This is a genomic window from Bacillus sp. FSL K6-6038 (genome assembly GCF_038050455.1).
Lineage (GTDB): Bacteria > Bacillota > Bacilli > Bacillales > Bacillaceae_G > Bacillus_A > Bacillus_A pseudomycoides.
Genome location: NZ_JBBOUH010000001.1, coordinates 3,164,506 through 3,189,216 on the forward strand (window position 1 = coordinate 3,164,506; position 24,711 = coordinate 3,189,216).

Consider the following 24,711-nt stretch of genomic DNA (forward strand, 5'->3'; position numbering starts at 1 on the left):
TTATTTTAGCAAATGAAAAAACGAGTTTTACTTAAACTCGTTTTTCACACAACTTATTTTAAGCAATTACATATTAGTACGAGGTTCCTCTAATCCTTCCTTACTCTTCCAATCAAACAAACTTTCAGCCTTAGTTTGCTGCCCTGGCTTCACAAATAACATCGCTCCCATTGCAATAGCGGCCAAAATGGCAGCTACGATAAACATAGAAGGATAGCCATAACTTACAACTAAGTATCCAGTTAAGGTCGGGGCTAAGATTGTCGCGATATTCGCAATAAAATGCATAATTCCACTATAGGTTCCTGCTTGAACAGGAGCTGTGTCGACAATGATTGCCCAAAATAATGAACTTGGTAAAAAAGCAAATGCATTCCCAAGTGACATAAGTGCTAATACAGCTACATAATTATCCATCGCTGGAATGAAACTAAAGCAAACCGCTGTAAGGAATAAAGCGATAATCGGCAATCCTGTTCGAGCTAAACGAAGATTTCCTGTTTTACGTAAAATACGATCGGATAGCTTCGCCCCTAACGGTAATGTAATACAAGCTCCAAGCCAAGGAATCATGCCAAGATACCAAAGAGAAGATAATTGAAAATGGAATACATCTTGCAGATATTTCGGTGTCCAAGTTAATATTAAGAAATTGATATATTGAAAGCAAAAATACGCTAACGTAACCATGACGAATGTCGGAACTTTAAAAAAAGAATACCTCGGCTCTTTTTGGATCCCTTTCTCTACTTTTACTGATTGAAGCACACCTTCAGAGCTACGAATTTCAGCTAGTTCTTCTTTCGTCACTCGCGGATGATCTTCAGGCATATTTGTAAAAGTAAAATACCAAATAATCGCCCATACAATCCCAATTGCACCAAGGATGAAAAACATCATTTTCCAACTTGTAAAAGAGAGTAACATAACCGCTACTGGTGCAGTTAATACTGCGCCTAACGGAACACCAACAAAACCAAGGGATGTTAGAAAAGCTCTTTCTTTTGGCGCTGCCCAGTTTGCTGCTGTCTTATTCGAAACCACGAAAGATGGACCTTCTGTGAATCCAAATAAAACTCGGAACAGAGCAAATCCTGCTAAAGCAGAGCCTCCAAAAACAGCCATCCCTATTTCTCCAGCAAAAGCGGTCGCAATTTCAAAAATAGACCAAGCGGTTGCTGCTACAATCCATACAAACTTTGGTCCTTTTTTATCCGAAAAAATACCTCCTAATAAAGAACCAAGCATATAACCGTAACCAAAATAGCCTAATATAGCTCCCCATTCTTTCGGGTCAAATCCATATTCTTTTATAATAAAAGACTGTGCATAAGCAATGGCCCCACGATCAATATAATTCACCATCGTAATTAACGTAAGCATCGCAAAAACATAATAGCGGAATTTATTCTTCATCAAACTCCTCACTCCCCCTCGTATACTTTTGTTTTTCTCTCTAATCCTTTAATAAAATGACATGAACCTTTCCAGGACCATGAACTCCAAAAGCTAATTCCATTTCAATATCACCCGTCCGGCTTGGACCAGTTATAAAATTAATACAAGCAGGTAATCCATTTGGAACGTGTTCATGCACTGCAGTCACTCCTTCTGTCAAACGTCTATAAATTGTATGTTCCGAAAGGATCACTACATAAACTGGCGGCAAAACACTAACTAAACGTCCACGCCCACCACCATTCCACAAAATAACTGTTCCAGTTTCAGCTAGCCCCATTTCGGCATATGTAATTCCCATATCAACTCGAGCTACATAGTCTCGTAGTTCTCTTTCATCTTCTTTATTCTGCCAAATTCGATAAGAAACGAAATTTTTTGTTAAATACTTTCCTATTTCAAGCTGGTGTAATCTATCATCATCCCAGTACACCGCAGATTGAACATCAAATTTTCCTGCAACGTACTGAAGGGCATTCTCTATTTCTGAGCGGTATATATGACTTACTTCTGTATGTAATGCATTCAAGTTTGCAATAAACTGTTCTACTAAACTCTCGTGATCTATCTCTTTAGAAAAATACCTAAGTGGATCGTTATTCCACTTAGGAGGAGTTATCCCGGAGCGACGATTTCGCCCTAGTTTACGTGCGATATTGTTTAAAAAAGATTCTTGTACATCCGTCATGTTATGAATCCCTCTTTTCTTTTTCCCACCAATCACGAAATGATTGTTTCGCGGGTTTTGGAAAATCTCTGCTTTCTGTCCACCCTTTTAATGGACCAGGGCCATTCGCAATATAACCATCTTTTGCAAATATCGATAAACCAGTGCGAGCCATTTTAACGGCTTTCTCGTAAACAAAAGGATGACTCGCCATAAACGAAAAACCTTTAAAGGCCAGTTGCTCAAATTTCGTTACAAATCCTTGTTCCACCTCATCTTTACGATGCTCAATGAGAAGGTCATGTAATGGAATTTTCACCGGGCAAACATCTGTACATGCACCGCACAAACTTGATGCAAAAGGCAATTCTTTTAATTCCTCATACCCTTCTAATAAAGGAGCTAGTACCGCACCAATTGGTCCGCTATAAGTACTTCCATACGCATGTCCTCCAATATTACGATATACAGGACAAACATTCACACACGCTCCGCACCGAATACACTTCAACACTTCTTGATAAGTGGTTCCTAAAATATTAGAACGACCATTATCTAAAATGATTAAATGAAATTCTTCAGGCCCATCCATATCTTCAGGTAAGCGAGGCCCATTAATTCCCGTTACATAGGATGTAATTTTTTGACCGGTAGCACTTCTAGTTAACATCGAAACGACAACATCAAGATCTTGCCATGTCGGAACAAGGCGCTCCATTCCCATAATAGCAATATGAACTTTTGGCAATGTAGTGGTAAGGCGAGCATTTCCTTCATTACTTATTAGAACAACGGATCCAGATTCTGCCACAGCAAAATTACAACCTGAGATACCAATATCAGCCTCTAAAAATTCTTTACGCAATTGCTCCCGAGCAAATTGTAGTAATTGATTTGTATCAACTGGTATTTCCCTTCCAGCCTCCTTAGAAAAAAGCTCTGCTACTTGTTCCTTCGTCTTATGAATAGCTGGAGCAATTAAATGTGATGGAGCTTCTCCCGCTAATTGAATGATATACTCTCCGAGATCGGACTCTACCACTTTTACCCCCATTTCTTCTAAGTTTTTATTGAGGTGTATTTCTTCCGAAACCATGGACTTCGATTTAATAATTGTTTTTGCTCCTTTTTTTCTCGCGATTTCAGAAACATACAATACGGCATCTTCTGCTTTGAAAGCAAAATGGACATGCCCCCCATTTTCCCGAACATTTGTAGCTAATTGTTCCAAATAACTATCTAAATTTTCAATTGTATGCATCCGAATTTCAGATGCTGCCTCACGCCATTCCTCAAAATTTCCTAATTCATGTGTAGCTTGTTCCCGTCCCATCCGAAGCCTATCTTGTGTAAATGGAACCGCACTTCTCATCTGCGAATCGTGTATGGCTTTATCTACTCTTTCCAAAAATTCTAGTTCTCCCACTACACTCATTTGTTCAGCTCCTTCGCCAGTACTTCTGCTATATGTAACACTTGAATGTCTTTATTTTTTCTGCGTAGCCGCCCTCCAATATTCATAAGACATCCCATATCTGCCCCGATTAAGAGATTGGCTTCTGCTGCCTCAATATGTTTTATCTTTTCATCAACCATTGTTTCAGAAATCGGGCTCATTTTCACTGCAAAAGTACCACCAAAACTTGGCAATATGGTAATTCTTTTACGTCTAGGCCTTCTACTTGTGATAGTAACTTAAGTGCTTCATCTTTTATCCCAAGTCCGCGACTCATATGACACGATTGATGAAAAACTGCTGCCCTAGCTAGCTTAGATTTTAAATTACTTGTTCCGAGTACATTCATTAAAAAATCCGTCAGCTCATACGTCCTATCCACTAAACGAACTGCTTTTTCATACCATTCACTATCATCTTTAAACATTTCTTTATAATAATGATGAATCATGCTAGCACAAGATCCTGAAGGGGTCACAATATATTCACTATGCTCAAATGCTTTTATCATTTGTTTCGCTGCCGCTTTAGCTTCTTTTTGATATCCACTATTGTAGGCAGGTTGCCCACAGCAAGTTTGTCCTTCAGGAAAATCTATTTCTACTCCACATTGCTCCATAATTTCCACAACACTCTTACCTACTTGAGGAAAAAACACATCGGATAAACATGTAATGAATAACGAAACTTTCATAAATATTCCCTCCTCAGAACGATACAATCTACTTTCAAGTTATTAATCTACCAAAAAATATTTTTAATTTTTAGAATTTTCTACATTTAATTTGTTTTATTTATGATATCATGTGACGTATTATATAAAAACTATTTATAAGGTTGTTTTTGTATATAAAAAAGGTATAGAAAGAGGATTGGAAATGGATATAAGACAACTTCGTTACTTTATTGTAATCGCCGAAGAAAGACAGCTTACCCGTGCTGCTCATCGACTTCATATGGCACAGCCACCTCTAAGTAGACAACTATCGTTACTAGAACAAGAATTATCAGTAAGCCTCTTTGAAAGAAACGGTCGAAATATGCATTTAACTGAAGAAGGTAAAATATTATATAGGAAAGCAAAAAGTATTATCCAACAATTAGAGGAAACAATTACAGAGATTAAAGATACCGGTGAAGGATTACGAGGAAATCTGTCTATTGGCGCATTTCATTCGTGCATTCCTTTTTTATCTGAAAAAATCCGCTATTTTCAAGAGAACTATCCAAATGTAAACTTAAAAGTATGGGAAGGTGGTCCTTTATACTTAATAGAGCAATTAGAAAATCGGAATATTGAACTCGCTGTCTTACGTACCCCTTTTAATAAGAAGGCTTTTTCTAGTATTTGTGTATCAAAGGAGCCATTCGTATTAGTCATGCCTGCAAAATGGGAGCTTCATCATTCAAATCTTCCAATCTCCATAACTAAACTAGATCATATCCCCCTCTTACTTTTACATAAAGATAAAGAAGACAGTTACCATCAGCTCGTCATTGATGAATGCAGTCGTCATGGTATAAAATTAAATATAGCATGTGAATGTCCCGACTCTGCATTTGTACTTATGCTCATCATGGCTGGGATCGGAGCCTCGATTCTACCTAAAAGTGCTGTATCTTATATCCCACAAGAATTTATCATAATAGTAGATTTAATAGATTTTCCATTCCAATCTGAATCATCGATAATATGGTTGAAAGATCGGAAACTCTCTAACAGTGCTAGACGATTTATAGAATGCACATAAAGTAAAACTTTAATCAGTGGGGGTTTTCTCCATCCCCCACTGATTATTAGTTGAACCAATCGGACTTTTACGAACAGTTCATCGCCCACCTAACTTCTTCGCTTCCGCTGAATTTTGAGGTGGGAGTGTTACTGCCCGTTAATGCGGGATAAGAATGATTTCGGAGGTGTAATCATGGCCCTATTCGCTTCTCCATCATTATGTATCATCGCTATAATTTCTTTCGCATTATCTTACTTTGTAGGAGTAAAACAGTATACTTGGCTCTTATCTGGATTTAACGAAAAGCGTGTACAAGATAAGCAAAAACTAGCAAACATAGTTGGGCTTTATAACTTAGCAGCTGGTGTTATTGCGGCAATTGGTAGCGTCTTCACTACGCCCAACATACAAATTATTGTTCCTATTATTATCGTTGGACATGTTGTATTAGCAGCTTACGTGAATACAAGAATGGTTCACTAATCCTTCTAAAAAGAAGGCTCTGTTAAGGGGAAATGGTGAACAAAGTGTTTAATAACTTATTAAAGCATATGAACAAACTATCTCAAACGAAAAAAGAGCAAGCTTTTCAATGAGAGAAACACTCTGTTGAACCTACATCCTCTGTTGGTGGTCGTCTAATCAATGAAATGAGAAAAACGTATGACGGTTTACGCTTATCAAAATTCAATATGTAGTCCTTATTGAACTAACAGTCGGAATGGTTGAACACCGTTCTATATTGTTATAATATTCAGATTAAACATGACCATAACAGTATTTAAACTTCAGGGAGGAGATTTATATGTCTTTAAAAGTCGGAGATATAATTACGTTTGAACGAACTTTTACAGTAAAAGATGTTGAATTATTTACAGAGGTTTCAGGTGATGAAGGGATTCACCATATAACCCCAGATAAACAGGGAAGACTTGTAACTCAAGGGTTACTAACGGCAACTCTACCAACGAAAATGGGTGGAGATAATAACGTACTGGCTCGTACTATGAATTTTGAGTTTTTAAGACCTGTATTTACAGGGGATACAATAATTTGTGAAGCTAAAATTGAAAAGTATGAAAGGCAAGAAAATCATAGAACAGCTATTATCGCATCCTTTTCATGTAAAAATCAGAATGAAAAAGTAGTATTAAAAGGCAACTTTTCAGGTGTAATACTGTGAATTCTTTCTACCTTCTTCAATTAACTGGAGCGTTAGAATCTGATTAGCAACATTAAAATTTAACAGAGAGAAAAAGAAAAAAGATAAGCAAATTTGCTTATCTTTTTTCTGCTTTCCATTCAGTATAATCCATATTAAGATATGGATCTATTTATATTGTTATAAAGAATCCACATATTCTTTCGCTTCCAGCAATGAATACCCAAATGCTTCGCGCGCTTTCTTAACTGCTGTAATTGTTTTTCCATCTTTCACAAGCTGCCGCAGTTCATTATTAATTTCGGGCTCTACCTCTCTAATTCCCATTTGTTTTTTTATTAATTCTAATCTAGTTTCCATACGCCTTAGTCTAGCATCCGTTCTTTTTTCCATTTGCTTTAATTTCTCTCCAATATAAATGGCTCCAAAAACAATAAATGGTATTACAATCCAAAATTCCATATTCTCCTCTCCTTACAATCTATGTATTTCGCACCAATGTTCAATATCAAAATTTTACCATGAAATGAATTTCATATATAGTTATTACATTGATGTGAAGGAGGGCATACACTATGATTCGTTACCTCAAATTTTCATTGCAATTTGTCGTCCTTTGCATTGTATTGACTTTACTATTCGATATGATTGGCTGGTTCATTTTCAAAAAAACAAATCGAAAATAAAACAGTTATCATCCCGCTCATTATGGCAAGATGGACTTTATACATATTTCGATACAAGACTCCCTCAAAAACACCATAATACTACTGCCCTCATCATAAACAAATGAGGGCATTTATCTGGATCCCTTTACTTCTTAATGGATATGTTACATTCCCCTTGTCTATTCACCTCAATCTGTTTTTCGTTATCAACTTCTATGATTAACGGATGAACTTCTGCATCTAACTCTGAGAAAAACCACCGACGCCCTGATGGCCCTAATAATAAGTAGACTCCATTTTCTCCCATAAAGTGAAAACCATCACTTAACGCTTCTCCGTCTCTTACTGAAATCCCATATTCTATCAATTGGTTCCCTACTGCGAGAACTTGATCTGTCGTCATACTCATTTCACTTACATTTAATATAGAATGAACCGAAAAAGGCTCATTACTTTCTAGAGATATAGTATGCCTAGAGATAAACTCTACAATATTCCCCGCAGGATCCATAAAATAGAACGAATGTGCATTTGAGTGTGAAAAATATACTTCATCCTCTCCATCTTCTACATTTAAAACGACCTTCTTTTTTGCCCATTCTTTTGCTTCAGAAAACTGATTGGACGGTATATTGAAAGCAAAATGATAAAAAGGCTTGGTATTCGAATTATTTTTACGAAACTCTAATTCACTCTCTCCTACTTGGATGCTAAAACTTACTTCACTACTATCTAATAACTGAAAATCTAATTTATTTAAATAGAAATCTTTCATTTCTTCTAATGCGTTACTGTATAAAGTAACCCTACTTATCAACATCAAAAACTCTCCCTTCTAGTCCAGTTCCATATTCAGATCATATAATTAATGACTTATTTTTACAAATAATTGAATTAATAAGAAATTTTATTTATAATCAGAACCAGGTGTTATAACTTAGTGATAAAACGAGGGGGGATTTGTATGAATTCAAAAGCACGAATTACAGCTGTTGGGACTTATGTACCCGAGAAAGTTCTATCAAATGAAGATTTATCGAATCTTGTTGAAACGACAGATGAATGGATTGTGCAACGAACCGGTATGCATGAGAGAAGAATCACTTCCTCTGATGAATTTTCTACAACTTTATGTATTCGAGCTGTTCAAAATTTAATCGACCGATTCCACGTTTCTATTGATGACGTTGATTTAATTATTGTCGCAACTGCTACACCTGATTACATGTTTCCAAATACAGCAAGTCAAGTTCAGGCTCATTTTGAAATACCTCATACAGGCGCAATTGATATTAGTGCAGCTTGCGCTGGGTTCGTGTATGGACTAATTGTTGCCAACGGCCTTATTACTTCCGGGACAAACAAAAAGATACTAGTTATCGGTGCGGAAACTCTTTCAAAAATCACAGATTATAGTGACCGTACTACTTGTATACTTTTCGGAGATGGCGCTGGTGCAGCCCTTGTAGAATATGATGAAAACAACCCTAGTTTTTTAGGAACTCATATGGGATCTAAAGGTTCTGGCGGAATCAACTTATATCAAACTGCCTTATCCAAAACAATGAATGGAACTCAATTACAAGACACACCTTACCTCGTTCAAAACGGAAGAGCTGTTTACAAATGGGCTGTAAATACAGTCCCACAAGGCGTGCAAGAATTACTAGAAATGAATCATTTAAATATATCAAATATTGATTGGTTCATTCCACATAGTGTAAATTTGAGGATGATTGAATCCATTTGTGAACGAACAGGTATTTCTCTTGATCGCACACTCATGAGTCTACAATATTGCGGAAACACCTCTGCTGCTTCTATTCCGTTAGCACTTGATATCGGATTAAAAGATGGAAAAATCAATAATGGTGACACTTTACTTTTGTATGGATTCGGTGGAGGCCTTGTACATGCAGGACTAATTTTAAGATGGAATATATAATTACGTAACATAAAGGCTGATGTTTTATCACATCAGCCTTTATGTATCTCTCAACTCTTTATTGGGTCATTACATTTGTGGTGAAATTAATGCATTGATTTCGTCTTTGATCTAACGAAAAAGCTAACTATTCTCTCTCTTTATATCTTACTTTTAACATTCCGCTCCCAATCTAGTTAAATACGATACATCGCATTACATTCCTTTATTTAACATTTCATTTATTATATAGTGAATGTGACATTGAAAAAGGAGAATAATCATATGGTACTCAAAACGCTAGATATATATGAAAAAATGAATCAATATCTGGTAGCTGGACTAAGCCTAGCTATTATTCGTAATGGAGAATTAGAACATGCTGAAGGCTTTGGCGCACTTGAATTGAGGACGGTTAGAAAAGTTAACGTGAATTCTATTTTCAACGCTTGTTCTATAAGTAAATTCCTCACAGCGATGCTCGTATTGAAATTAGCAGATCAAGGAATACTGGACTTAGATGAAAATGTAAATAACCGTCTTATATCCTGGAAAGTTCCTGAAAATAAATTCACTTATGATAAAAAAGTTACCTTACGAAATCTATTAAGTCATCAATCAGGAATTATTGATCCGGATGAAAGTTTTGATATATATCACCCCATCCAAGGAAAACCTGCGATTTTACAGATCCTTCAAGGTAAAACATCCTATTGCCCAGTCCCTATCGAAGTTCAATATGAGCCTGAAAGCAAGTTTCACTATTCCGATGCTGGATTTTGTATAATAGAACAACTGATAGAAGACGTTACCGGAAAATCTTTTAATCTATTATTACAAGAGTTAATATTTGGACCTTTAAATATGAATAACAGTACACTAGAATCTCCTAAACAAGAGATCACAAATGATCACTTTGCATGTGGTCACAATAAGAACGAACATGTAGTAGATGGAAAGTATCCGTTCTATCCCTATTCAGCTGCTGCAGGAATTTGGTCAACCCCAACAGATTTAGCTGCTCTAGTAATGGAAATCAGCCATTCTTTGCAAGGCAATAGTAAACTCGGACTATCATCAAAAATAATGAAAGAAATGATTTCCACACAAGGTTGCTCAAAATGGACCGGATTAGGTGTATTTCTTGATAAATCAGATCAAGAAATACAAATTTCTTCACTTGGCTGGGGCGTTGGATTTCAATGCATGATTGTTGCATATCCACATAAAGGCACCGGTGCTATCATTATGACAAATTCAGACCTAGGTGTTCACCAAAATGAAGGGATTATTGGAGAAATTATTAACTTATTAGAACTATAGAAAGCTTTAGTAAGGGCTATCATTAAAAAAGCTAGCGAAAGGCTAGCTTTTTTTTAGTTCTGACAAGAATATACAGAAAAGTTTTTATAGAGTTAAGTACAAAAAATTATATATCCGAAACTACACACAGTGAAGAGCACTTAAAGCGGATTCCTCATCTTTTAAAAAAAATACAGCTTTTCCCTTATTACATTCATATATAAAATCCGCAAGACTTTTACTATTGTATACATTGAAATCCCCAACAATAGCTAATTTTATGCGGTAGTTCATATATTTTTGTAATATTTCACCCGCTAGGCCAGTTCTTAAGTTAAAAAATTCCTCTGTAATATTTACTTTGTTAATCAATATTTTTTGACAATCATAGGAAAAATTGACGGATGCCATCAAGTCTAATGCTCCTTGCACATCCCTTATTACGACTTCAGAACTTTCTATAATTGCAATTTTAGAATTATCTTTTTCATGAATGCGTATTTTCACCTATATCCCCCACCTAACATTACATTTTTCATCAAATTATCATTCTTCTTTTTTTACTTTATATAATATTTTTAGCTACAATCTTTAGATGCTCAGGAGCGATGATTTCCTTTATACTTTCTTGAAGATCCTCGTGAAGCATTTCTTCAAGATGCTCCAATGATACTTCAAGAGGTGTACACTCTAACGTTTCAATATTTAATAAGGAATAATGTTCTTTTTTCTTTATGACTAAATATTGATTCTCTTCTGTTACAAGTAAAGAACCTAATCTAATTCCGAGTAAACGTTGATCATCAAATTTCATACTATATCCCTCTCTCTATTAATAGACATACTATAGAAATAAAAACAATTGTATATAAATTAATATCCATATTATAACTTTACCAAAATCTATCTCTAAATAACACGAAAATTGGTATTATTATCCTTGAAAATAAAACCTATACTACATATTTCACATGCGATATTCTTAATTCTCCATATATTGCAGCACAAAAAAACTTTCTCAACATATAAAGATCACTTTATAGTTTTCTAAATTATCAGAATACGTTATAATAAATTTAATAAAAGTTTGACCTCTCCTAATTCATGTACATATTGTTGATCGGTAGGAATTGCTACCGGTCTATTTTTTTATTCTTGTATTAAACATTGAATCTTCTTTTTGAATAACTGAAAATAAAAATTCTGCATCTCGGCCCACACCACAAAGCAGTGCTGATCCTCTTTGATGTTGCCAAGGTAAACCAATATAGTATAACCCTTGCACCCCGCTAACACCTCTTGTATGAACTGGTGATCCTGCTTGATTCATTGCAGCTTCTACTTCAATCCACTGATAATTCGGTATGAACCCTGTAGACCATACTACATTCTGAACATTGCATGCGCTATCATCTGAAAACACTACTTTATTCTGCAATGCATTTACGACCTTCGGCTTCAATGCTATTGCTCCATTACGAATAAGCTCTCTACATTCATAACCAAATATAGGATCTTTCTGCTTCTGAAACCATCTTCCCCGCCATGTGTTGATTCCAGCATATAATAGTCCTATTGTTTCCAGCCAAGCAAAAATACTCCTTCTCATTATTTTTAGTGGTAAAAAAGAAAGCGGATGACTTACAGCAATCGTAACATCACGAGATTTCGCTAGTTCTACTGCAATTTGTGTACCGGAATTCCCCCCTCCTACTACAAGGACTGATCCCTCTGGAATTTGCATTGGTGATTGGTATTGTGAAGAATGAATTTGAAAGGTATCATTGGAAAGGTTTTGTGAAATAGAAGGAATGTAAGGCCTCTGAAAAGCACCTGATGCGATAATAACTCGTTTAGATTGTAGCATTTCGTTAGGAGTAAAAACCTCAAACGCATGTCCCTTCTTTCTTATTTTGGAAACATTGATATTTAACCTCACCGGTATGGAAAAACGTTTCGCATAAGCTTCTAAATAATTTGCAATTTCATCTTTACTAGGAAATTCATTTTGATTTCCATTTAACCTCATACCTGGCAATGCACAATAATCCCTTGGTGTAAACAATTGTAAAGAATCGTACTGCTTTCTCCATGAATCACCAATCCTCTTCCCTCCATCCAATAAAACAAAGTTATAGTTTCCTTGCTGTAAGTAATATCCCATAGCTAAACCTGCTTGACCAGCTCCTACTATAATTACATCTAACATATTTCCTCCTCCTTTTTATTACAATAACATATGAATAATTGTTCATATGTTCATATGTTTAATTTAATATTATAGTTTTCTTTTTTACAAATCAAGGAAAACAATTCTTCTTTCTACTCAACCTATAAACCTAAAAAGCACACTATTGATGATAAGAAACTTTTTATCATCAATAGTGCACTTTTAAATTCGATATAAGTAACAATTTAATAATTTACTTTCTTATTGAAATACCACTAGACATATACTTTTACATTCTCTTTATTTATAAACATCTGCCGCAAGCTCTTTTAAAAGGCCGATGTTTGTCACTTCAAAGTACCCATTATTCTTTCTAATTACACTTTTATCACAAAGAGTATTTAATGTTCTTAATAAATGCCTGTAGCTTGTTCCTAGCAATTCCGATGTCTCAGTTAAATTCCCATTAAATATAATTCTTTGTTCATTATGAATAAGTCTTTCTCCAGTCGCAAGAATGTAACTTGCTAACCTATTCTCAAGAGGATACAGTAAATTAATCGTACTGTTTTTTGACAATCTATTTAACTTATGAGACAAAGAACCACAGATACACCTTAAAAAGGTTGCATCCTGAAGCAATCGTTCTCTCACCTTTTCTAAAGGGATTCCAATGCAATAAGAGTCTACCATCACTTGTACATTTGAAGCTGTTTTTTGCGAGTGGATTAATTCAACATCTCCCAATATTTGCAAGCTATCATAAAAACATAATAATACAGATTTCCCATTACTTAATGTGTTATAAGCCTTCGCTTTTCCTTCAACAAAGAAATACAGATAGTGAATATCTTCATTCTCCTTACAAATATGCTCATTCTTTTTAAAGAGTAATAGTTCCATATATGATTTCATATCATTGCTAAAAAATGATGCAATTTTATTCTTTTGCACATAATCATCTAACTTATGAGAATTACATATTTTCTTCATACATCCCCCACCTTTGTAACTCATTTTAATTATAAAGAAAATTTCTTCCTTTCACTATGACATATGTCATAGTAGCTCACAATTTAATCATGATACATTACATGTAAATTTATAAAGGGGGAACGTCATTGTATAATTTACTCTCAATTATTATAGGTGCTTTCATCGCCATTATGATTCCTTTAAATGGGATCTTATCTGAAATGACAGGTAACTATACATCTAGTGTGATGATTCATATCGTTGGATTAGTTGCCATTGTCATTGTTTTACTCGTTAGCAAATCCAAACTTCACATGCAAAAAGGGATACCGCTTTATCTTTATAGTGCAGGAGCTATCGGTGTTTTCACCGTACTATTTAGTAATATAAGCTTCACAGCACTCGGTGTCTCTATTACAATCGCTTTAAGTTTACTTGGGCAATCTGTTTCATCTATTATTATCGATCATTTCGGCTTATTAGGTATGAAGGTCGTGAAATTTGAAAAGAAAAAAATGTTTGGATTACTTCTGATTTCTTCAGGAATTGTTGTAATGACTATTTTTTAATGGAGGATGGAACTATGTTATATATTTGCATTGCAATTTTAGCCGGAATTTCCATTGTAGTTGCAAGAATTATTAATGCTAACTTAGCAGCAAAGATTGGAATTTTCCAAGGAACATTTGTTAATTATATTACGGGATTGTTTTTTTCTTTTTTATTTTTACTCTTTAGCAATGAATCTCTTCACGTATCAGCTACGACATTGCACTCCATACCATTTGTAGTATATTTAGGAGGTTTAGTTGGTGTTATTGTAATTGTATTATCAAACTATATTACTCCTAAAATATCATCTTTCTATTTAACTTTATTGATTTTTGTGGGGCAATTATTTATGGGAGTTATAATTGATTTCTTCACATCAAATGATGTATCTATCGGTAAAATAATCGGAGGCTTTTTAGTATTACTTGGACTGACTTATAACTTAATACTTGATAAGACGTACGAACCTGTAAAAAATAGTCGAGTACAGCTCTAACAACATTTTAAAAAATAGAAAAGGAATACATCCGCACGCTTACATTGGATTTATTCCTTTTTTATAAGAACTCCTCCAATTTCAACACATTAACTTTTCCTCTTCTTTCACAGAGTGTCTTCTAAAGACAAGGAATTTCAATGCAATTGACATTATCATCATTCCAATTCCGCACATAATAAACATAACATTTAGAGAAATAAATATAGACAGAATTCCAAATACCAAAAGAGATATTGTATCTGCTAAGTAAAGCAAAACTGCATTAAAACTGAGCCCTCGCCCTAACATATCTTTCGGAACGAGTTTTTGTAATATGTATACCCTCGTTAGTCCCGCTAACGGTAGACCAATCCCGACTATACATACTCCAACAAAGTAAAATGAAATATTAAATGTAAATCCAAGCAAAAAGATCCCAACACCCCAGATGATAGACGCGATTGTATAAATAGTTAAATTCAAGTTTTTCCATATGAAGGGGATCATCATATTTGTAATGATTACTACGCATCCAAAGAACCCTTGAATGACACTATAAATTTCTTTACTCTCTTTTGTGAACTCTCCCAATGATAATAATAATCCAACTTTCCAAACCCATGTATTCATGATTACCGGATTATATCCTGACAGTTCTTGGATTGAAACAATTCGTTCTTCCAAAAACATTACTTTTATTCCAACATTGCATATGGGAAACTTCTTATCTCTTTTTAAAGTTGATGAGATACTGTATATTTTATTTGAACCAAAGTCAACATCTCCACAACAAAATACTACACCCAATACTCTTTTAACTATAGACGAAATCACCCCTACTGTTACCGCTTTAGGGGATCAAGCACGCTTAACGATATTAACGGTGCTTGCTAATCATAAAGAATTATTTGCCCAAGAAATTATTAATGAAACTGGATTACACCAAAGCACTGTATCTCGCCACCTAGCTGTACTAGAAAGCGGCGATCTCCTTCATGTGAGAAAAAAAGGTAAAACAAAGTATTATTCGATTAATAAAACTACGGTTGAAAAAACAATTACCTTTTTAAATCATATAAAACGTTAATCAAAAATAGAGAAAGCTATACTTTCTCTATTTTTGATTACCCTATATTATCTATTAAAACACCACAAAAAAAGGTTGCTCTTTTTCATCTAAACTTTTTACAATTCTCTCTTTAAAATTTGACCACGTAACCATCTGTAAAGCTTCTTCAACCGTAAAGAATCCGACTTCTAAACTCTCACTACTTGTTTCTAACTTACCCCCGATCGGTTTTGCTAGCCAACAAGTCGCACAAACACCTGAACTTAGATTTTGATATATACCACAGAACTTTGTCACGCAAATATCAATCCCAGTTTCTTCTTTTACTTCTCTTATAGCAGCGTCTTGAATAGATTCCCCTTCTTCAACTTGCCCTCCTGGTTGCTCCCACCCTCTACGCGGGCTACGAATTAACAGGATCTTCCCCTCATCGTTTAAAACGACTACACCCGCTGAAACATAATATTTTGGATTACTCATATGAACAACTTCCTTTCAATGCCTTTCATCAAAAAATAAATATCCCTTTAACTATAATAATAGCTAAAGGAATATAACAGTACGACTTTATTCTAACGCCACAATAGTAAATAGAAGAGAGAATAAGCATTTACTACAATCAGCTTGTCAATGCGAATGATTTTTCGATACAGGAAATAAACTGATGAATAAATTCATCGATTTCTTCTTTTGTAATAATATAAGGGGGAAGTAAACGAATTGTATTTCCCTTTGTAACGTCTACAAGCATGCCTTTATTTAGTAATTCTAATTGTAGTTTTTTTACATTTTCATTCGTGTCGTGAATACTGATTCCAAACATCATTCCACAATGACGTACTTCTTCGATAAAAGAGGAGTTTTCCTTCTGGATTTTTTGAAGTTTTTCATTTAAATATAAGGACGTTTCATAAGACTGTTGCATTAAACCATCATCCATTAATGTTTTTAATACAGTTAATCCTAAAGCCGTACCAATTGGTGAATGTGCGAATGTTGTTCCGTGATCACCTGGTGAGAATATATCATAAAGTCGTGGACCTACTATTATTCCCCCTAAAGGTGTACCGCCTCCCGCTCCTTTACCAAATTGAATAATATCAGGCGTAATATCAAAATGCTGATAAGCAAACAATTTTCCAGTTCTCCCTATCCCACTTTGCACCTCGTCAACAATAAATAACACATTATACTGTCTGCAAAGCTCTTCAACACCTTTTAAATATTCACCCGACAAAGGATATATCCCACCACTTCCTAATACTGGCTCTAGCATAATAGCAATTGGATTTTCCTTGAGTATGGTTCTTTCTAGTTCCTCTAAATTCTCTCGTTCCACTTCATATACAGGAATAGACGTACGCGGAAAATTTTGATATACACTTTCTTGTCTTGTAAAGTGAAGAGCACCTAATGTACGTCCATGAAAACTTTCTTTAAGTACAATTACTCCATCACGTTTTTGATTTGTTATATGTCTGTACTTGTGGATTAGTTTTAAGGTTGCCTCGGTAGCCTCCGCACCAGAGGTTGTATAATAGACTTTCCCATCTTTTAAAGAATAATTGACTAATTTTTCGGCGTATTCAATAGCAACTGGGTTTAAGAAATGAAAGGGAAGATGTAAGCATCTTGTAACTTGTTCAAAGGTGGCTTTTATAATATTAGGATGATTGTAGCCTAATATATTCACTCCTACACCAGAGAATAAATCAAGATATTCTTTACCATTCACATCATAAAGCTTACAACCTTCACCCTTTTCTATAATAACCGGTATGCGGTGGTACGTAGACATTACATATTCTTTATCTAATTGAGACCAATCGGACATGCATGATTCCCCCTAGGTGTAATCCTATTATCTTTACATTTTCCAACACAAAATTTCGGTACAACTTCTGAATTGACTACACTGTCATCCAATTTACATGTTAGAAAAAATATATGAGCATAGAATTTTTGTTTACTCCCCTTTTCAAAAACCTTATATATTTCGCGAATAATAGAAAAAACGAAATAATTTTTAGTTCATACAACTATCAAAAGCTTTGTGTATTCACATAGACCTAAATGAACTGAGTAACTAGAAATGGTGTTTTTGTTAGAATTTTAAGATTTCAAATCATATTTTAATTTTATACACCATTAGAAACCTTCGCTCTTTCTAACTTGTAATGAGGTTTCTATAATCATATCTAACAGCTTACTATATGAGATTCCTGCCGCATGGGCACTTTTAGGCAACAAGCTATTTTTTGTCATCCCCGGCAATGTATTCACTTCCATCACATACGGGATTCCATCTTTTATAATTATATCCACCCTAGCATAAACACTGCATTTTAATGCTCTATAGCAGGTCATTGCAGCTTCGGCAACACGTTCATATGTTGTAGCCGGAAGTTCCACAACCTCTTCAATCGTAGCGATATCATCGTATTTCGCATGATAATCAAAAAATTCAGCCGTATGTTGAATCGAAATGATTGGTAAAAGCTTTCCGTCCAAAATAGAACATGTAATTTCTTCGCCCTTTATATATTTTTCAATCACTATTTCAGAATCCCATTTGAATACATCCTCAAGAGAAGAAAGTAAAGAATCCTTATCGTATACGATCTTTACCCCTACACTGGAACCACCTGAATTTGGTTTTACTACTAACGGATATCCCATTTTATCTATTTCATCAAGCTGAAGCTCTTCCGTATTTGAAAGATGAATCCAATCTGGTGTTTGAATGTCCTCATAACGAATCATTTTTTTCGACATATTTTTATCCATACAAATACCGCTTGATAGCATGACACTTCCGGTATATGGAACACCGAGAGTTTCTAGTGTACCTTGAATCGTACCGTCCTCCCCATATTCTCCATGAAGTGCTAACAATGCAATATCAAGATTTCTTACCTTTTCAACAAGCTCTTTTTTGTCATTTAGTTTAATAGGCACTACTTCATACTTACTCTTATCCAAATGTGCAATCATTTCTTCCCCTGTCATGAGTGACACTTGTTTTTCGGAAGACACGCCTCCCATAATAACGCCAACTCTCATTGTTCCAACTCCTAATTTTCATTTTTTAAGGTATCACCAATTATCTTAATCCCATTGAGAATATCTTCCTCTTTTAACCGAGAGAATCCTAATCGAAACGTATTACTTCCCTTTCCATCCGTGTAAAAGACATCTCCAGGAGAAAAAACAACTCCCTTTTGATAACATTTTTTCAAAAGTATACGTGCATTTATTCCTTTTTCTAACTCTATAAAAAGATGAAGTCCGCCATCTCCAGTCATTCTTTTAAATGGAATGTATTGATTACAAGAATTAAGGGCTAGTTCATATTTTTTCTTATAAATTGACTTGGCCTTTTTTAAATATTTTTCGAAATAGCCATCATGTAAATATTGATACAGTACTGCCTGATCCAATGTGGACGTATGAATATTTCGTGCCCTTTTCATACTTTCCAAGTAGTGGATTAATTTCTTATCCGCTAAAATCCAACCAACACGTAAGCCCGGAAAAAGAACTTTTGAAAAACTGCTAATATAGATAACATTGTTCCCGGGTCCGGAAAAAGTCAATAACGGCGCTAAATGTGAACCTGAATAACGTAATTCCTCATTAAATCCATCCTCTACAATTGGAATTTGATATTTTGAAAAAAGTTTCATAATTTTAGACCTTTTTTCAGAGGAGGTGACAATCCCGGTAGGGTTATGGTAGGACGGAATTAGATATGCAAAATCAAAATCTGTTTCGGACAAACTTTTCTCAACTTGACAAATATCGATACCATCATCCTTCATCTCCATCCCGTGGATTTCATATCCATGTAATCGAAAAAGCTTTAATGCAGTATGATGGGTAGGGTTTTCACAAATAATACGCCCGGATTTTTTAGCTAAAGAAGACAATAAAATATCCAGACCCTCAGTGAAGCCATTCGTGATAAGAATATCTTTATTGGAAATGTCTACTCCTTTCATTTCCATATAATGAAGAAGGTAATGAATTAGGGGTCTATAACCTTTGGCATATCCGTAGTTCAAAATGATATCACCTTCATTGGATAACCTCGTCAAAAAAGCCCTTTTAAAATTTTCAACATCAAAAAGTTTTTCATCCGGGGCAATGCTATTGAATGAAATCATGCCTTTTTCCCAGCGAACACCGTGCTTCATTAAATCCAATTCATCAGCTTGCAAGGTAACTTTATTGAGCTTTTCTTTCCAGTTTAGTTCAATAGATGGTGTTTGGGATGCATCGACCTTCCCTACAAAATTTCCTTTTCCCTTTATCGCATAGATTAGGCCTTCTTGTTCTAAATCTGCGTAAGCAGTGAGAACAGTAGTTCTACTAATCGATAATAATTTGCTTAATTCTCGGGTAGATGGGAGCTTCTGATGCTCCAATAGTTGACCTTTCATAATCATTTTTTTCAAATGATCCTTCAATTGGATATACACCGGACGATTGTCTACAAACTTAAAATCATTAAACACTTCCTTGCCCCCTTACTAACATTTTTACATAATTACATCTATCTCAAAAGGTCCACCACATGTGTATTTTCTTTCACTAGTGGTATGGTTTAAAACACCATTCATACAGCTTTTTTACAAACATCATGACTTTATTTTACATCTACACCTATTTTTATTAACCTACAATCTCACAAAATTTAAAGTTATAGATAAAATTGGTTCTGTAATTCATGATTACAGAATGCAAAACAAATTATTTATAAAGTGAAACTTTAATCAGAGGGTTTTTCTTCATCCCCCTCTGATTATTAGCCCTCACCAATCGGGCTTTTACGGACAGTTGATCCCCCGCCTAACTTCTTTGCTTTTGCTGAAGTTTGAGTTGGGATTCTTACTGCCCACGAATAGCGGAATAAATGCAAGGAAGAAATCTTTTTCTCCTCTTCCTCTCAAATCAAAACAGCATCTTTTATTGGTTGGCGTTGGAACCAGATAAGACTTTCGTTTTCTACCTTCTGATGTCCAGCTTACAAGAATTGATCTCTCACAAGATTTGTTAAACAAAGCAAAAACACATGAAAAACCTATTACACTTCTACCAATGAATGCAGAGCAATTACAATTCCCTAATGAATCTTTTGATGTAGTATCTCTGAGTCTCATTTTTTGGTTTAGTAGTTCAGCTAATATGTGTTGTAAAAATTGTAATTCTGAATATTCAAAATAAAAAACAAAGATTTTATCTTTCCAAAGTTATGTATAATAATTTAGCTCATTTTTTTCGTTTTGGGGAACAATGAATTTCTTAGCTTGATGGCAATGTGGTCCCGCCAACCAAATGACATAAAACCCACGCTAAGACATTTTTTGGAAGATGTAATTTTAGTTTTCCTACTCTAAGGATAATTTTATTTTTTCTTTGAGATCCCCCTCTGCAGATCGATTCCTCTATAAGATAAAGTTAAGTTCATAAACAATTATAATAAATCAGTTTTGTTATACTTATTAAAAAAAGCTCAAGGGCAAGTCATCCAGCTTTTTTGTGAATTTGAAATTAAGTCATGATATTTCTAAAAAAGATACGATGTTTTATGCCATTAGTTTGAAGGATCAATACTAATGATCTATTTTTATCTAAGGCTATGTTAAACAATTATAATGAAAAAGCAAGTAATCTCAATTATTAGGTCACTTGCTTTAACTTTCATCTTGAATATGACATTAATTAATCTGTTACTTGGTTAACCTTTGCTTTTGGTATTGCTGTTTTTTTAGGCATAAATCATGCAAATATTAACGCTACAATAGATAAAACTAACATAAAGGTATAAGCATCATTTGAGCCCAAGATAGAAGCTAATTTCTCTAGTTGGATAGCTGTAATAGTTCCATTTTCCATAGATAGCACAGAGGCGTGTGAAGTTGTTTGAATTGTATACACTGTAATGACAACTGCTGTTCCAATGGCACCAGATAATTGGCGTATAGTATTATTCACCGCTGAACCGTGTGAACCCAATTCTCTTGGTAAAGCATTCAACCCTGCTGTATTTAAAGGCATAGAATTGAACTACCTCTACACGAGCTTGAGGTAGATGGGGGATTCTCCTGTTTCTGCCCTAGCAAAAACAGTTCCCCTCGTTCAACAAAGAGGATACAACGATATAGAAGTTCAGTAGTGTCCTTATGTAAGACGACCCATTCTATCTTCCAACGAAAGGAAAACACAACAGGTACAGCTACTTTTTCTTATATCGAGAGTAGAATACCTTGTCATGCATCCAGTTCCTAGACTTGTTATCTGCTCTGGTAATAAGCGTAAGAGACTGGGACAAAGCGTCCTTTTTTATCGTGCAAGTAGCTTTGCTAGTTTTTTCTTTTCACTTTCAAACAAGTGTAACCGTTCGATTTGTAAGGCTTTTTTCGGCTGATCTACATCGTATAGCTGATAGAAATGATGCGTGCGAATATCCAATCGATTATTCAGTTGATGCCAATGACTCCAGTGGTGCGCCTCTTTCTTTGGAATATACGGCTGCAGCACTTGGGGCACTTTTTCTTTATACCCTAGCCCTCTGCGTCCAATCGTAAAAGCAGCGGATTGATGAATAGAGATACCGAGTTTCCGCATATATTTCATCTTTCCTGAGATCGAAGTGTAAGTGGGATTCACTTGAAAGACAGCAACGCCCCTTTTATCTGCACGACCCAGAATTGCACTTGTCATCTTCTCATACGCAAACATACTCTTCATTCGATTCGCTCTCTTATTCCCGTAGCGATCCCCTGTTTTCAATTGAGTCGTATCTAATTTCTCTAGTACAATTGGTTTGTTATATCGCTCCACTAAATCCACTAAGCGAATGGCTTCCGCCTCAATTATCTTTGTGATTCGGCCGGTGGATTTACCTAGAATTGAAAAACGGAGGGAACCACTTCCTTTGTAATTCCCATCCTTCGTTACATTTGCCCAAGCAAAATGTTCGAGATTGCAATCCACACCAATGACACCATCTGATTTACTGTAATTCGTATGAGGGTTTTTCGGCACATCGAGTAAACATTTTACAATGTAATACTCCCCGTGGTCTTCAACAGACCATGCAATCGGTTTACCATGTTTTTTCTTATTCTTACACTGTAATTGGGTTGTGATTACTTCTCCCATGATTTCTTGTCCATACGGGAATGTAACAGATGGAAACGTAAGTGTTTCCCCGGAACTTATCGTCATCCATAATTCCTTTGTCCCAGGCACGTACTGAAACGAAAAATTCCCATGTTTGGCATCTTTACGGCCAGATAATATAAGTTGTTTATTTCGAGCACGGGAAAATAATGTTTTCCATTTATCATGGTTACGTACAAACTCATCGATGGTAAATTGGGAGCGAAACAGTTTTTTGCTTCCAAATACTGCGCTTGGAATATTCGTTTGATAGGATGAAAGTTTTTGCGTTAAACGGTATTGCCGGTGGGTTAAAAGGCCGATTTTTGCCTGAATCCTTTTAATTTGAACATCTAAGTACTGGTGCTCAAACAGATATTCACTCAGCCAAATTAAGGTGTCTTTTTTACGAGATAAGGAGATGAGGTTGTTGTGCTTCGCGAAGCGGGTGTTTTTCGGAAACGCCAGCTTTCCCTTCACACAACTTTGTTTGATTTTACGAAGATTTGTTAGTTTTGTCCGTTCTTGTTTCAATTTTTTCTTGAGTTTCTTTAGCTTCTCTTGTGTTTGTTTCTCATATATTTTTTGTAACTCCATTAAACCAGTAAACAACGCCTTTGCTTCTTGCATCGCACTGTTTGCATAGTAATCATTCAATTGATAGTTTCGCTTGAGAACAAGATGAAGACTGTCTGTATGCATCTTACGGTTCCACCGTTTTTCCCGGACGATTGTTTGAAATGCAAAGCGTTTCGCCCGATTAAATGTTTCGATTGTCTGTGTTAATGCATCTACCATCTCATGTGGTAAATCCGTCTTATAGATCCGTTTCGAAAAATACGCTTTCTTCACCTGTTCTCACTTCATTTTGTTTGATAAAATCATTATACAACAAAACAAACATACGTTCTATTAAAAAAAGAGACATTTTCTTTAAAAAAGACAAAACCGATTCATCCCCCACCTTCACTTCGTTTAGAGGAGGGGGTCTTCTCGGTTAAAATGATAAAACAATTAATTGCCAAAAATATTAATTGTTTAGATGCCATCTTGCCAGAAAATCAAGAACGCTTGCCAAGTGGATAATGGAAAATGATTCAAGATTGATGAATTTTTAAATGCAGCCAAAAAGTGGAAGGAAGAATATGAGAAGTTGAGAAATATCGTTCTTGACTGTGAGCTAACCGAAGAATTTAAATGGATGCATCCTTGTTACACGTTTGAGAAAAAAAACATAGTTTTAATACATGGATTTAGAGAATATTGTGCGCTTCTGTTTCACAAAGGTGCCTTGTTACAGGATGCCCATGGGATTCTAGTCCAACAAACGGAGAATGCACAGGCGGCGCGCCAGATTCGGTTCACCAATGTTCAAGAAATAATTGAAATGGAAACCATCTTGAAAGCCCATATTTATGAAGCCATTGAAGTTGAAAAAGCTGGTTTAGTTGAACCAGCCAATCTAAAAAAGTCGGTTCCTTAGCGTACAGGAATTACAACGACAACATCTTCATTATTTTTCGTAAAAAAAGACCTGATTTCTCAGGCCTTATCGCTTTGACACAAGTTACATCGTACTATCGTCTGGACAAAATTCACCTCTAGCTATCCAATGATTATTTTTACATACAAACGTACGGTCACCAGAACAAACTTTTTCCCCTTCATTACTACAATATTTCCCCTCTACCGGGTGCGTGTGATCGGTATTTCTTTGCTTTTCATTGTTCATGTTTTATCACCTCCTGATAACTATTTTCTTCTTAATTTGCGGGTGTATTAAGGAAATAAATGTAACTTTTTTCAGGAGCGGAATCGTTTGGATCCTGATGAAAAGATTGGTAAACCGGCTCGCAAAAGGGCGGGCGGTATCATCTATCCATCCCGCTCTAAAAATCAGTGTCGGAGAATAAGCCTCAATAGGCCTACT

The 24,711-nt window shown here is 35.3% G+C and carries 24 protein-coding genes and 5 pseudogenes; 11 read left to right on the top strand and 18 right to left on the bottom strand.

Annotated elements, in window-relative coordinates; genetic code table 11:
* Positions 1-66: 66 nt before the first annotated feature.
* The 4 genes and pseudogenes from NSQ40_RS16690 to NSQ40_RS16705 all read right to left on the bottom strand — a co-directional run bounded on the left by NSQ40_RS16690 (position 67) and on the right by NSQ40_RS16705 (position 4,275).
* Entirely contained in the window at positions 67-1,416 is a 1,350-nt protein-coding gene (locus NSQ40_RS16690; protein ID WP_341286169.1) for an MFS transporter, read from the bottom strand.
* A gap of 40 nt (positions 1,417-1,456) precedes the next feature.
* Positions 1,457-2,146, bottom strand: a complete 690-nt coding sequence (locus NSQ40_RS16695; RefSeq protein WP_098158855.1) for a LutC/YkgG family protein — start codon at positions 2,144-2,146, stop codon at positions 1,457-1,459.
* Between the two features lies 1 nt (position 2,147).
* Positions 2,148-3,560, bottom strand: coding sequence for a LutB/LldF family L-lactate oxidation iron-sulfur protein (locus NSQ40_RS16700; RefSeq protein ID WP_098158854.1), 1,413 nt, complete (start codon positions 3,558-3,560; stop codon positions 2,148-2,150).
* A pseudogene (locus NSQ40_RS16705) lies at positions 3,557-4,275 on the bottom strand ((Fe-S)-binding protein). The gene NSQ40_RS16700 and the pseudogene NSQ40_RS16705 overlap by 4 nt, the downstream one beginning before the upstream one ends.
* Before the next feature lie 184 nt (positions 4,276-4,459).
* Here NSQ40_RS16705 and NSQ40_RS16710 point away from each other — a divergent pair.
* The 4 genes and pseudogenes from NSQ40_RS16710 to NSQ40_RS16725 all read left to right on the top strand — a co-directional run bounded on the left by NSQ40_RS16710 (position 4,460) and on the right by NSQ40_RS16725 (position 6,497).
* Positions 4,460-5,332, top strand: a complete 873-nt coding sequence (locus NSQ40_RS16710; protein ID WP_098158852.1) for a LysR family transcriptional regulator — start codon at positions 4,460-4,462, stop codon at positions 5,330-5,332.
* A 174-nt stretch (positions 5,333-5,506) separates the two neighbouring features.
* Positions 5,507-5,797: a DUF3784 domain-containing protein gene (locus tag NSQ40_RS16715; protein WP_003207782.1), complete on the top strand. Its 291-nt coding sequence runs from the start codon at positions 5,507-5,509 to the stop codon at positions 5,795-5,797.
* Between the two features lie 35 nt (positions 5,798-5,832).
* A pseudogene (locus NSQ40_RS16720) lies at positions 5,833-5,976 on the top strand (IS1595 family transposase); the annotation flags it as partial.
* Positions 5,977-6,119: 143 nt separating this feature from the next.
* Positions 6,120-6,497, top strand: coding sequence for a hotdog domain-containing protein (locus NSQ40_RS16725; RefSeq protein ID WP_003207783.1), 378 nt, complete (start codon positions 6,120-6,122; stop codon positions 6,495-6,497).
* A gap of 159 nt (positions 6,498-6,656) precedes the next feature.
* Here the strand turns inward: NSQ40_RS16725 and NSQ40_RS16730 are convergent, their stop codons facing one another.
* Together NSQ40_RS16730 and NSQ40_RS16735 are read right to left on the bottom strand one after the other, a co-directional pair.
* Positions 6,657-6,938 (bottom strand): hypothetical protein, encoded by a 282-nt coding sequence (locus NSQ40_RS16730; protein WP_098188039.1) that lies wholly within the window; start codon positions 6,936-6,938, stop codon positions 6,657-6,659.
* Positions 6,939-7,289: 351 nt separating this feature from the next.
* Entirely contained in the window at positions 7,290-7,964 is a 675-nt protein-coding gene (locus tag NSQ40_RS16735) for a VOC family protein (RefSeq protein WP_098158851.1), read from the bottom strand.
* A gap of 144 nt (positions 7,965-8,108) precedes the next feature.
* On the opposite strand from NSQ40_RS16735, the gene NSQ40_RS16740 reads away from it, so the two are divergent.
* The gene (locus tag NSQ40_RS16740) at positions 8,109-9,089 is read left to right on the top strand and encodes a ketoacyl-ACP synthase III (RefSeq protein ID WP_033796289.1); all 981 of its coding nucleotides are present in this window, start codon (positions 8,109-8,111) and stop codon (positions 9,087-9,089) included.
* Positions 9,090-9,353: 264 nt separating this feature from the next.
* Positions 9,354-10,391 (top strand): serine hydrolase domain-containing protein, encoded by a 1,038-nt coding sequence (locus NSQ40_RS16745; RefSeq protein WP_258248509.1) that lies wholly within the window; start codon positions 9,354-9,356, stop codon positions 10,389-10,391.
* Positions 10,392-10,511: 120 nt separating this feature from the next.
* Here the strand turns inward: NSQ40_RS16745 and NSQ40_RS16750 are convergent, their stop codons facing one another.
* From NSQ40_RS16750 to yeiL, 4 genes are all read right to left on the bottom strand, one after another.
* Positions 10,512-10,877: a DUF4180 domain-containing protein gene (locus NSQ40_RS16750; RefSeq protein ID WP_003207789.1), complete on the bottom strand. Its 366-nt coding sequence runs from the start codon at positions 10,875-10,877 to the stop codon at positions 10,512-10,514.
* A 58-nt stretch (positions 10,878-10,935) separates the two neighbouring features.
* Positions 10,936-11,184, bottom strand: coding sequence for a hypothetical protein (locus tag NSQ40_RS16755; protein WP_003198762.1), 249 nt, complete (start codon positions 11,182-11,184; stop codon positions 10,936-10,938).
* 327 nt (positions 11,185-11,511) lie between these two features.
* Positions 11,512-12,579: a flavin-containing monooxygenase gene (locus tag NSQ40_RS16760; RefSeq protein ID WP_098188041.1), complete on the bottom strand. Its 1,068-nt coding sequence runs from the start codon at positions 12,577-12,579 to the stop codon at positions 11,512-11,514.
* Between the two features lie 261 nt (positions 12,580-12,840).
* Positions 12,841-13,533 carry a transcriptional regulator YeiL gene (gene yeiL, locus NSQ40_RS16765; protein WP_018766244.1) on the bottom strand — a complete coding sequence of 231 codons (693 nt, stop codon included), beginning with the start codon at positions 13,531-13,533 and terminating at the stop codon, positions 12,841-12,843.
* Between the two features lie 128 nt (positions 13,534-13,661).
* Here yeiL and NSQ40_RS16770 point away from each other — a divergent pair, with 128 nt between their 5' ends.
* Both NSQ40_RS16770 and NSQ40_RS16775 read left to right on the top strand, forming a co-directional pair.
* A complete protein-coding gene (locus NSQ40_RS16770) occupies positions 13,662-14,084 on the top strand; it encodes a DMT family transporter (protein WP_003198769.1) in 423 nt (140 codons plus the stop codon).
* Positions 14,085-14,098: 14 nt separating this feature from the next.
* Positions 14,099-14,563, top strand: a complete 465-nt coding sequence (locus NSQ40_RS16775; RefSeq protein WP_018781811.1) for a DMT family transporter — start codon at positions 14,099-14,101, stop codon at positions 14,561-14,563.
* Positions 14,564-14,644: 81 nt separating this feature from the next.
* Here the strand turns inward: NSQ40_RS16775 and NSQ40_RS16780 are convergent, their stop codons facing one another.
* A complete protein-coding gene (locus NSQ40_RS16780) occupies positions 14,645-15,175 on the bottom strand; it encodes an MFS transporter (RefSeq protein WP_098188042.1) in 531 nt (176 codons plus the stop codon).
* Here NSQ40_RS16780 and NSQ40_RS16785 point away from each other — a divergent pair.
* Positions 15,174-15,632, top strand: a complete 459-nt coding sequence (locus NSQ40_RS16785; RefSeq protein ID WP_018766241.1) for an ArsR/SmtB family transcription factor — start codon at positions 15,174-15,176, stop codon at positions 15,630-15,632. The two genes, NSQ40_RS16780 and NSQ40_RS16785, sit on opposite strands and share 2 nt — an antisense overlap.
* 54 nt (positions 15,633-15,686) lie before the next feature.
* Here NSQ40_RS16785 and NSQ40_RS16790 read toward each other — a convergent pair whose 3' ends face one another.
* The 4 genes from NSQ40_RS16790 to pdxR all read right to left on the bottom strand — a co-directional run bounded on the left by NSQ40_RS16790 (position 15,687) and on the right by pdxR (position 20,131).
* Complete coding sequence (locus tag NSQ40_RS16790) at positions 15,687-16,094, bottom strand: NUDIX hydrolase (RefSeq protein WP_003207804.1); 408 nt, start codon at positions 16,092-16,094, stop codon at positions 15,687-15,689.
* A 139-nt stretch (positions 16,095-16,233) separates the two neighbouring features.
* Positions 16,234-17,448, bottom strand: coding sequence for an aspartate aminotransferase family protein (locus NSQ40_RS16795; RefSeq protein ID WP_003207806.1), 1,215 nt, complete (start codon positions 17,446-17,448; stop codon positions 16,234-16,236).
* Between the two features lie 314 nt (positions 17,449-17,762).
* Complete coding sequence (locus NSQ40_RS16800; RefSeq protein ID WP_018766238.1) at positions 17,763-18,677, bottom strand: D-alanine--D-alanine ligase; 915 nt, start codon at positions 18,675-18,677, stop codon at positions 17,763-17,765.
* Between the two features lie 11 nt (positions 18,678-18,688).
* Positions 18,689-20,131, bottom strand: coding sequence for a MocR-like pyridoxine biosynthesis transcription factor PdxR (gene pdxR, locus NSQ40_RS16805; RefSeq protein ID WP_003198784.1), 1,443 nt, complete (start codon positions 20,129-20,131; stop codon positions 18,689-18,691).
* Between the two features lie 511 nt (positions 20,132-20,642).
* On the opposite strand from pdxR, the pseudogene NSQ40_RS16810 reads away from it, so the two are divergent.
* A pseudogene (locus NSQ40_RS16810) lies at positions 20,643-20,840 on the top strand (methyltransferase domain-containing protein); the annotation flags it as partial.
* 555 nt (positions 20,841-21,395) lie between these two features.
* Here NSQ40_RS16810 and NSQ40_RS16815 read toward each other — a convergent pair.
* Positions 21,396-21,683 (bottom strand): annotated as a pseudogene (locus NSQ40_RS16815) (MFS transporter); the annotation flags it as partial.
* Between the two features lie 276 nt (positions 21,684-21,959).
* Complete coding sequence (locus tag NSQ40_RS16820; protein WP_258248510.1) at positions 21,960-23,633, bottom strand: IS200/IS605 family accessory protein TnpB-related protein; 1,674 nt, start codon at positions 23,631-23,633, stop codon at positions 21,960-21,962.
* Positions 23,634-23,883: 250 nt separating this feature from the next.
* Between NSQ40_RS16820 and NSQ40_RS16825 the strand changes: the two are divergent.
* A pseudogene (locus NSQ40_RS16825) lies at positions 23,884-24,243 on the top strand (DUF1801 domain-containing protein); the annotation flags it as partial.
* A 105-nt stretch (positions 24,244-24,348) separates the two neighbouring features.
* Here the strand turns inward: NSQ40_RS16825 and NSQ40_RS16830 are convergent.
* Positions 24,349-24,513: a hypothetical protein gene (locus NSQ40_RS16830; protein ID WP_003207814.1), complete on the bottom strand. Its 165-nt coding sequence runs from the start codon at positions 24,511-24,513 to the stop codon at positions 24,349-24,351.
* Positions 24,514-24,711 lie beyond the last annotated feature (198 nt).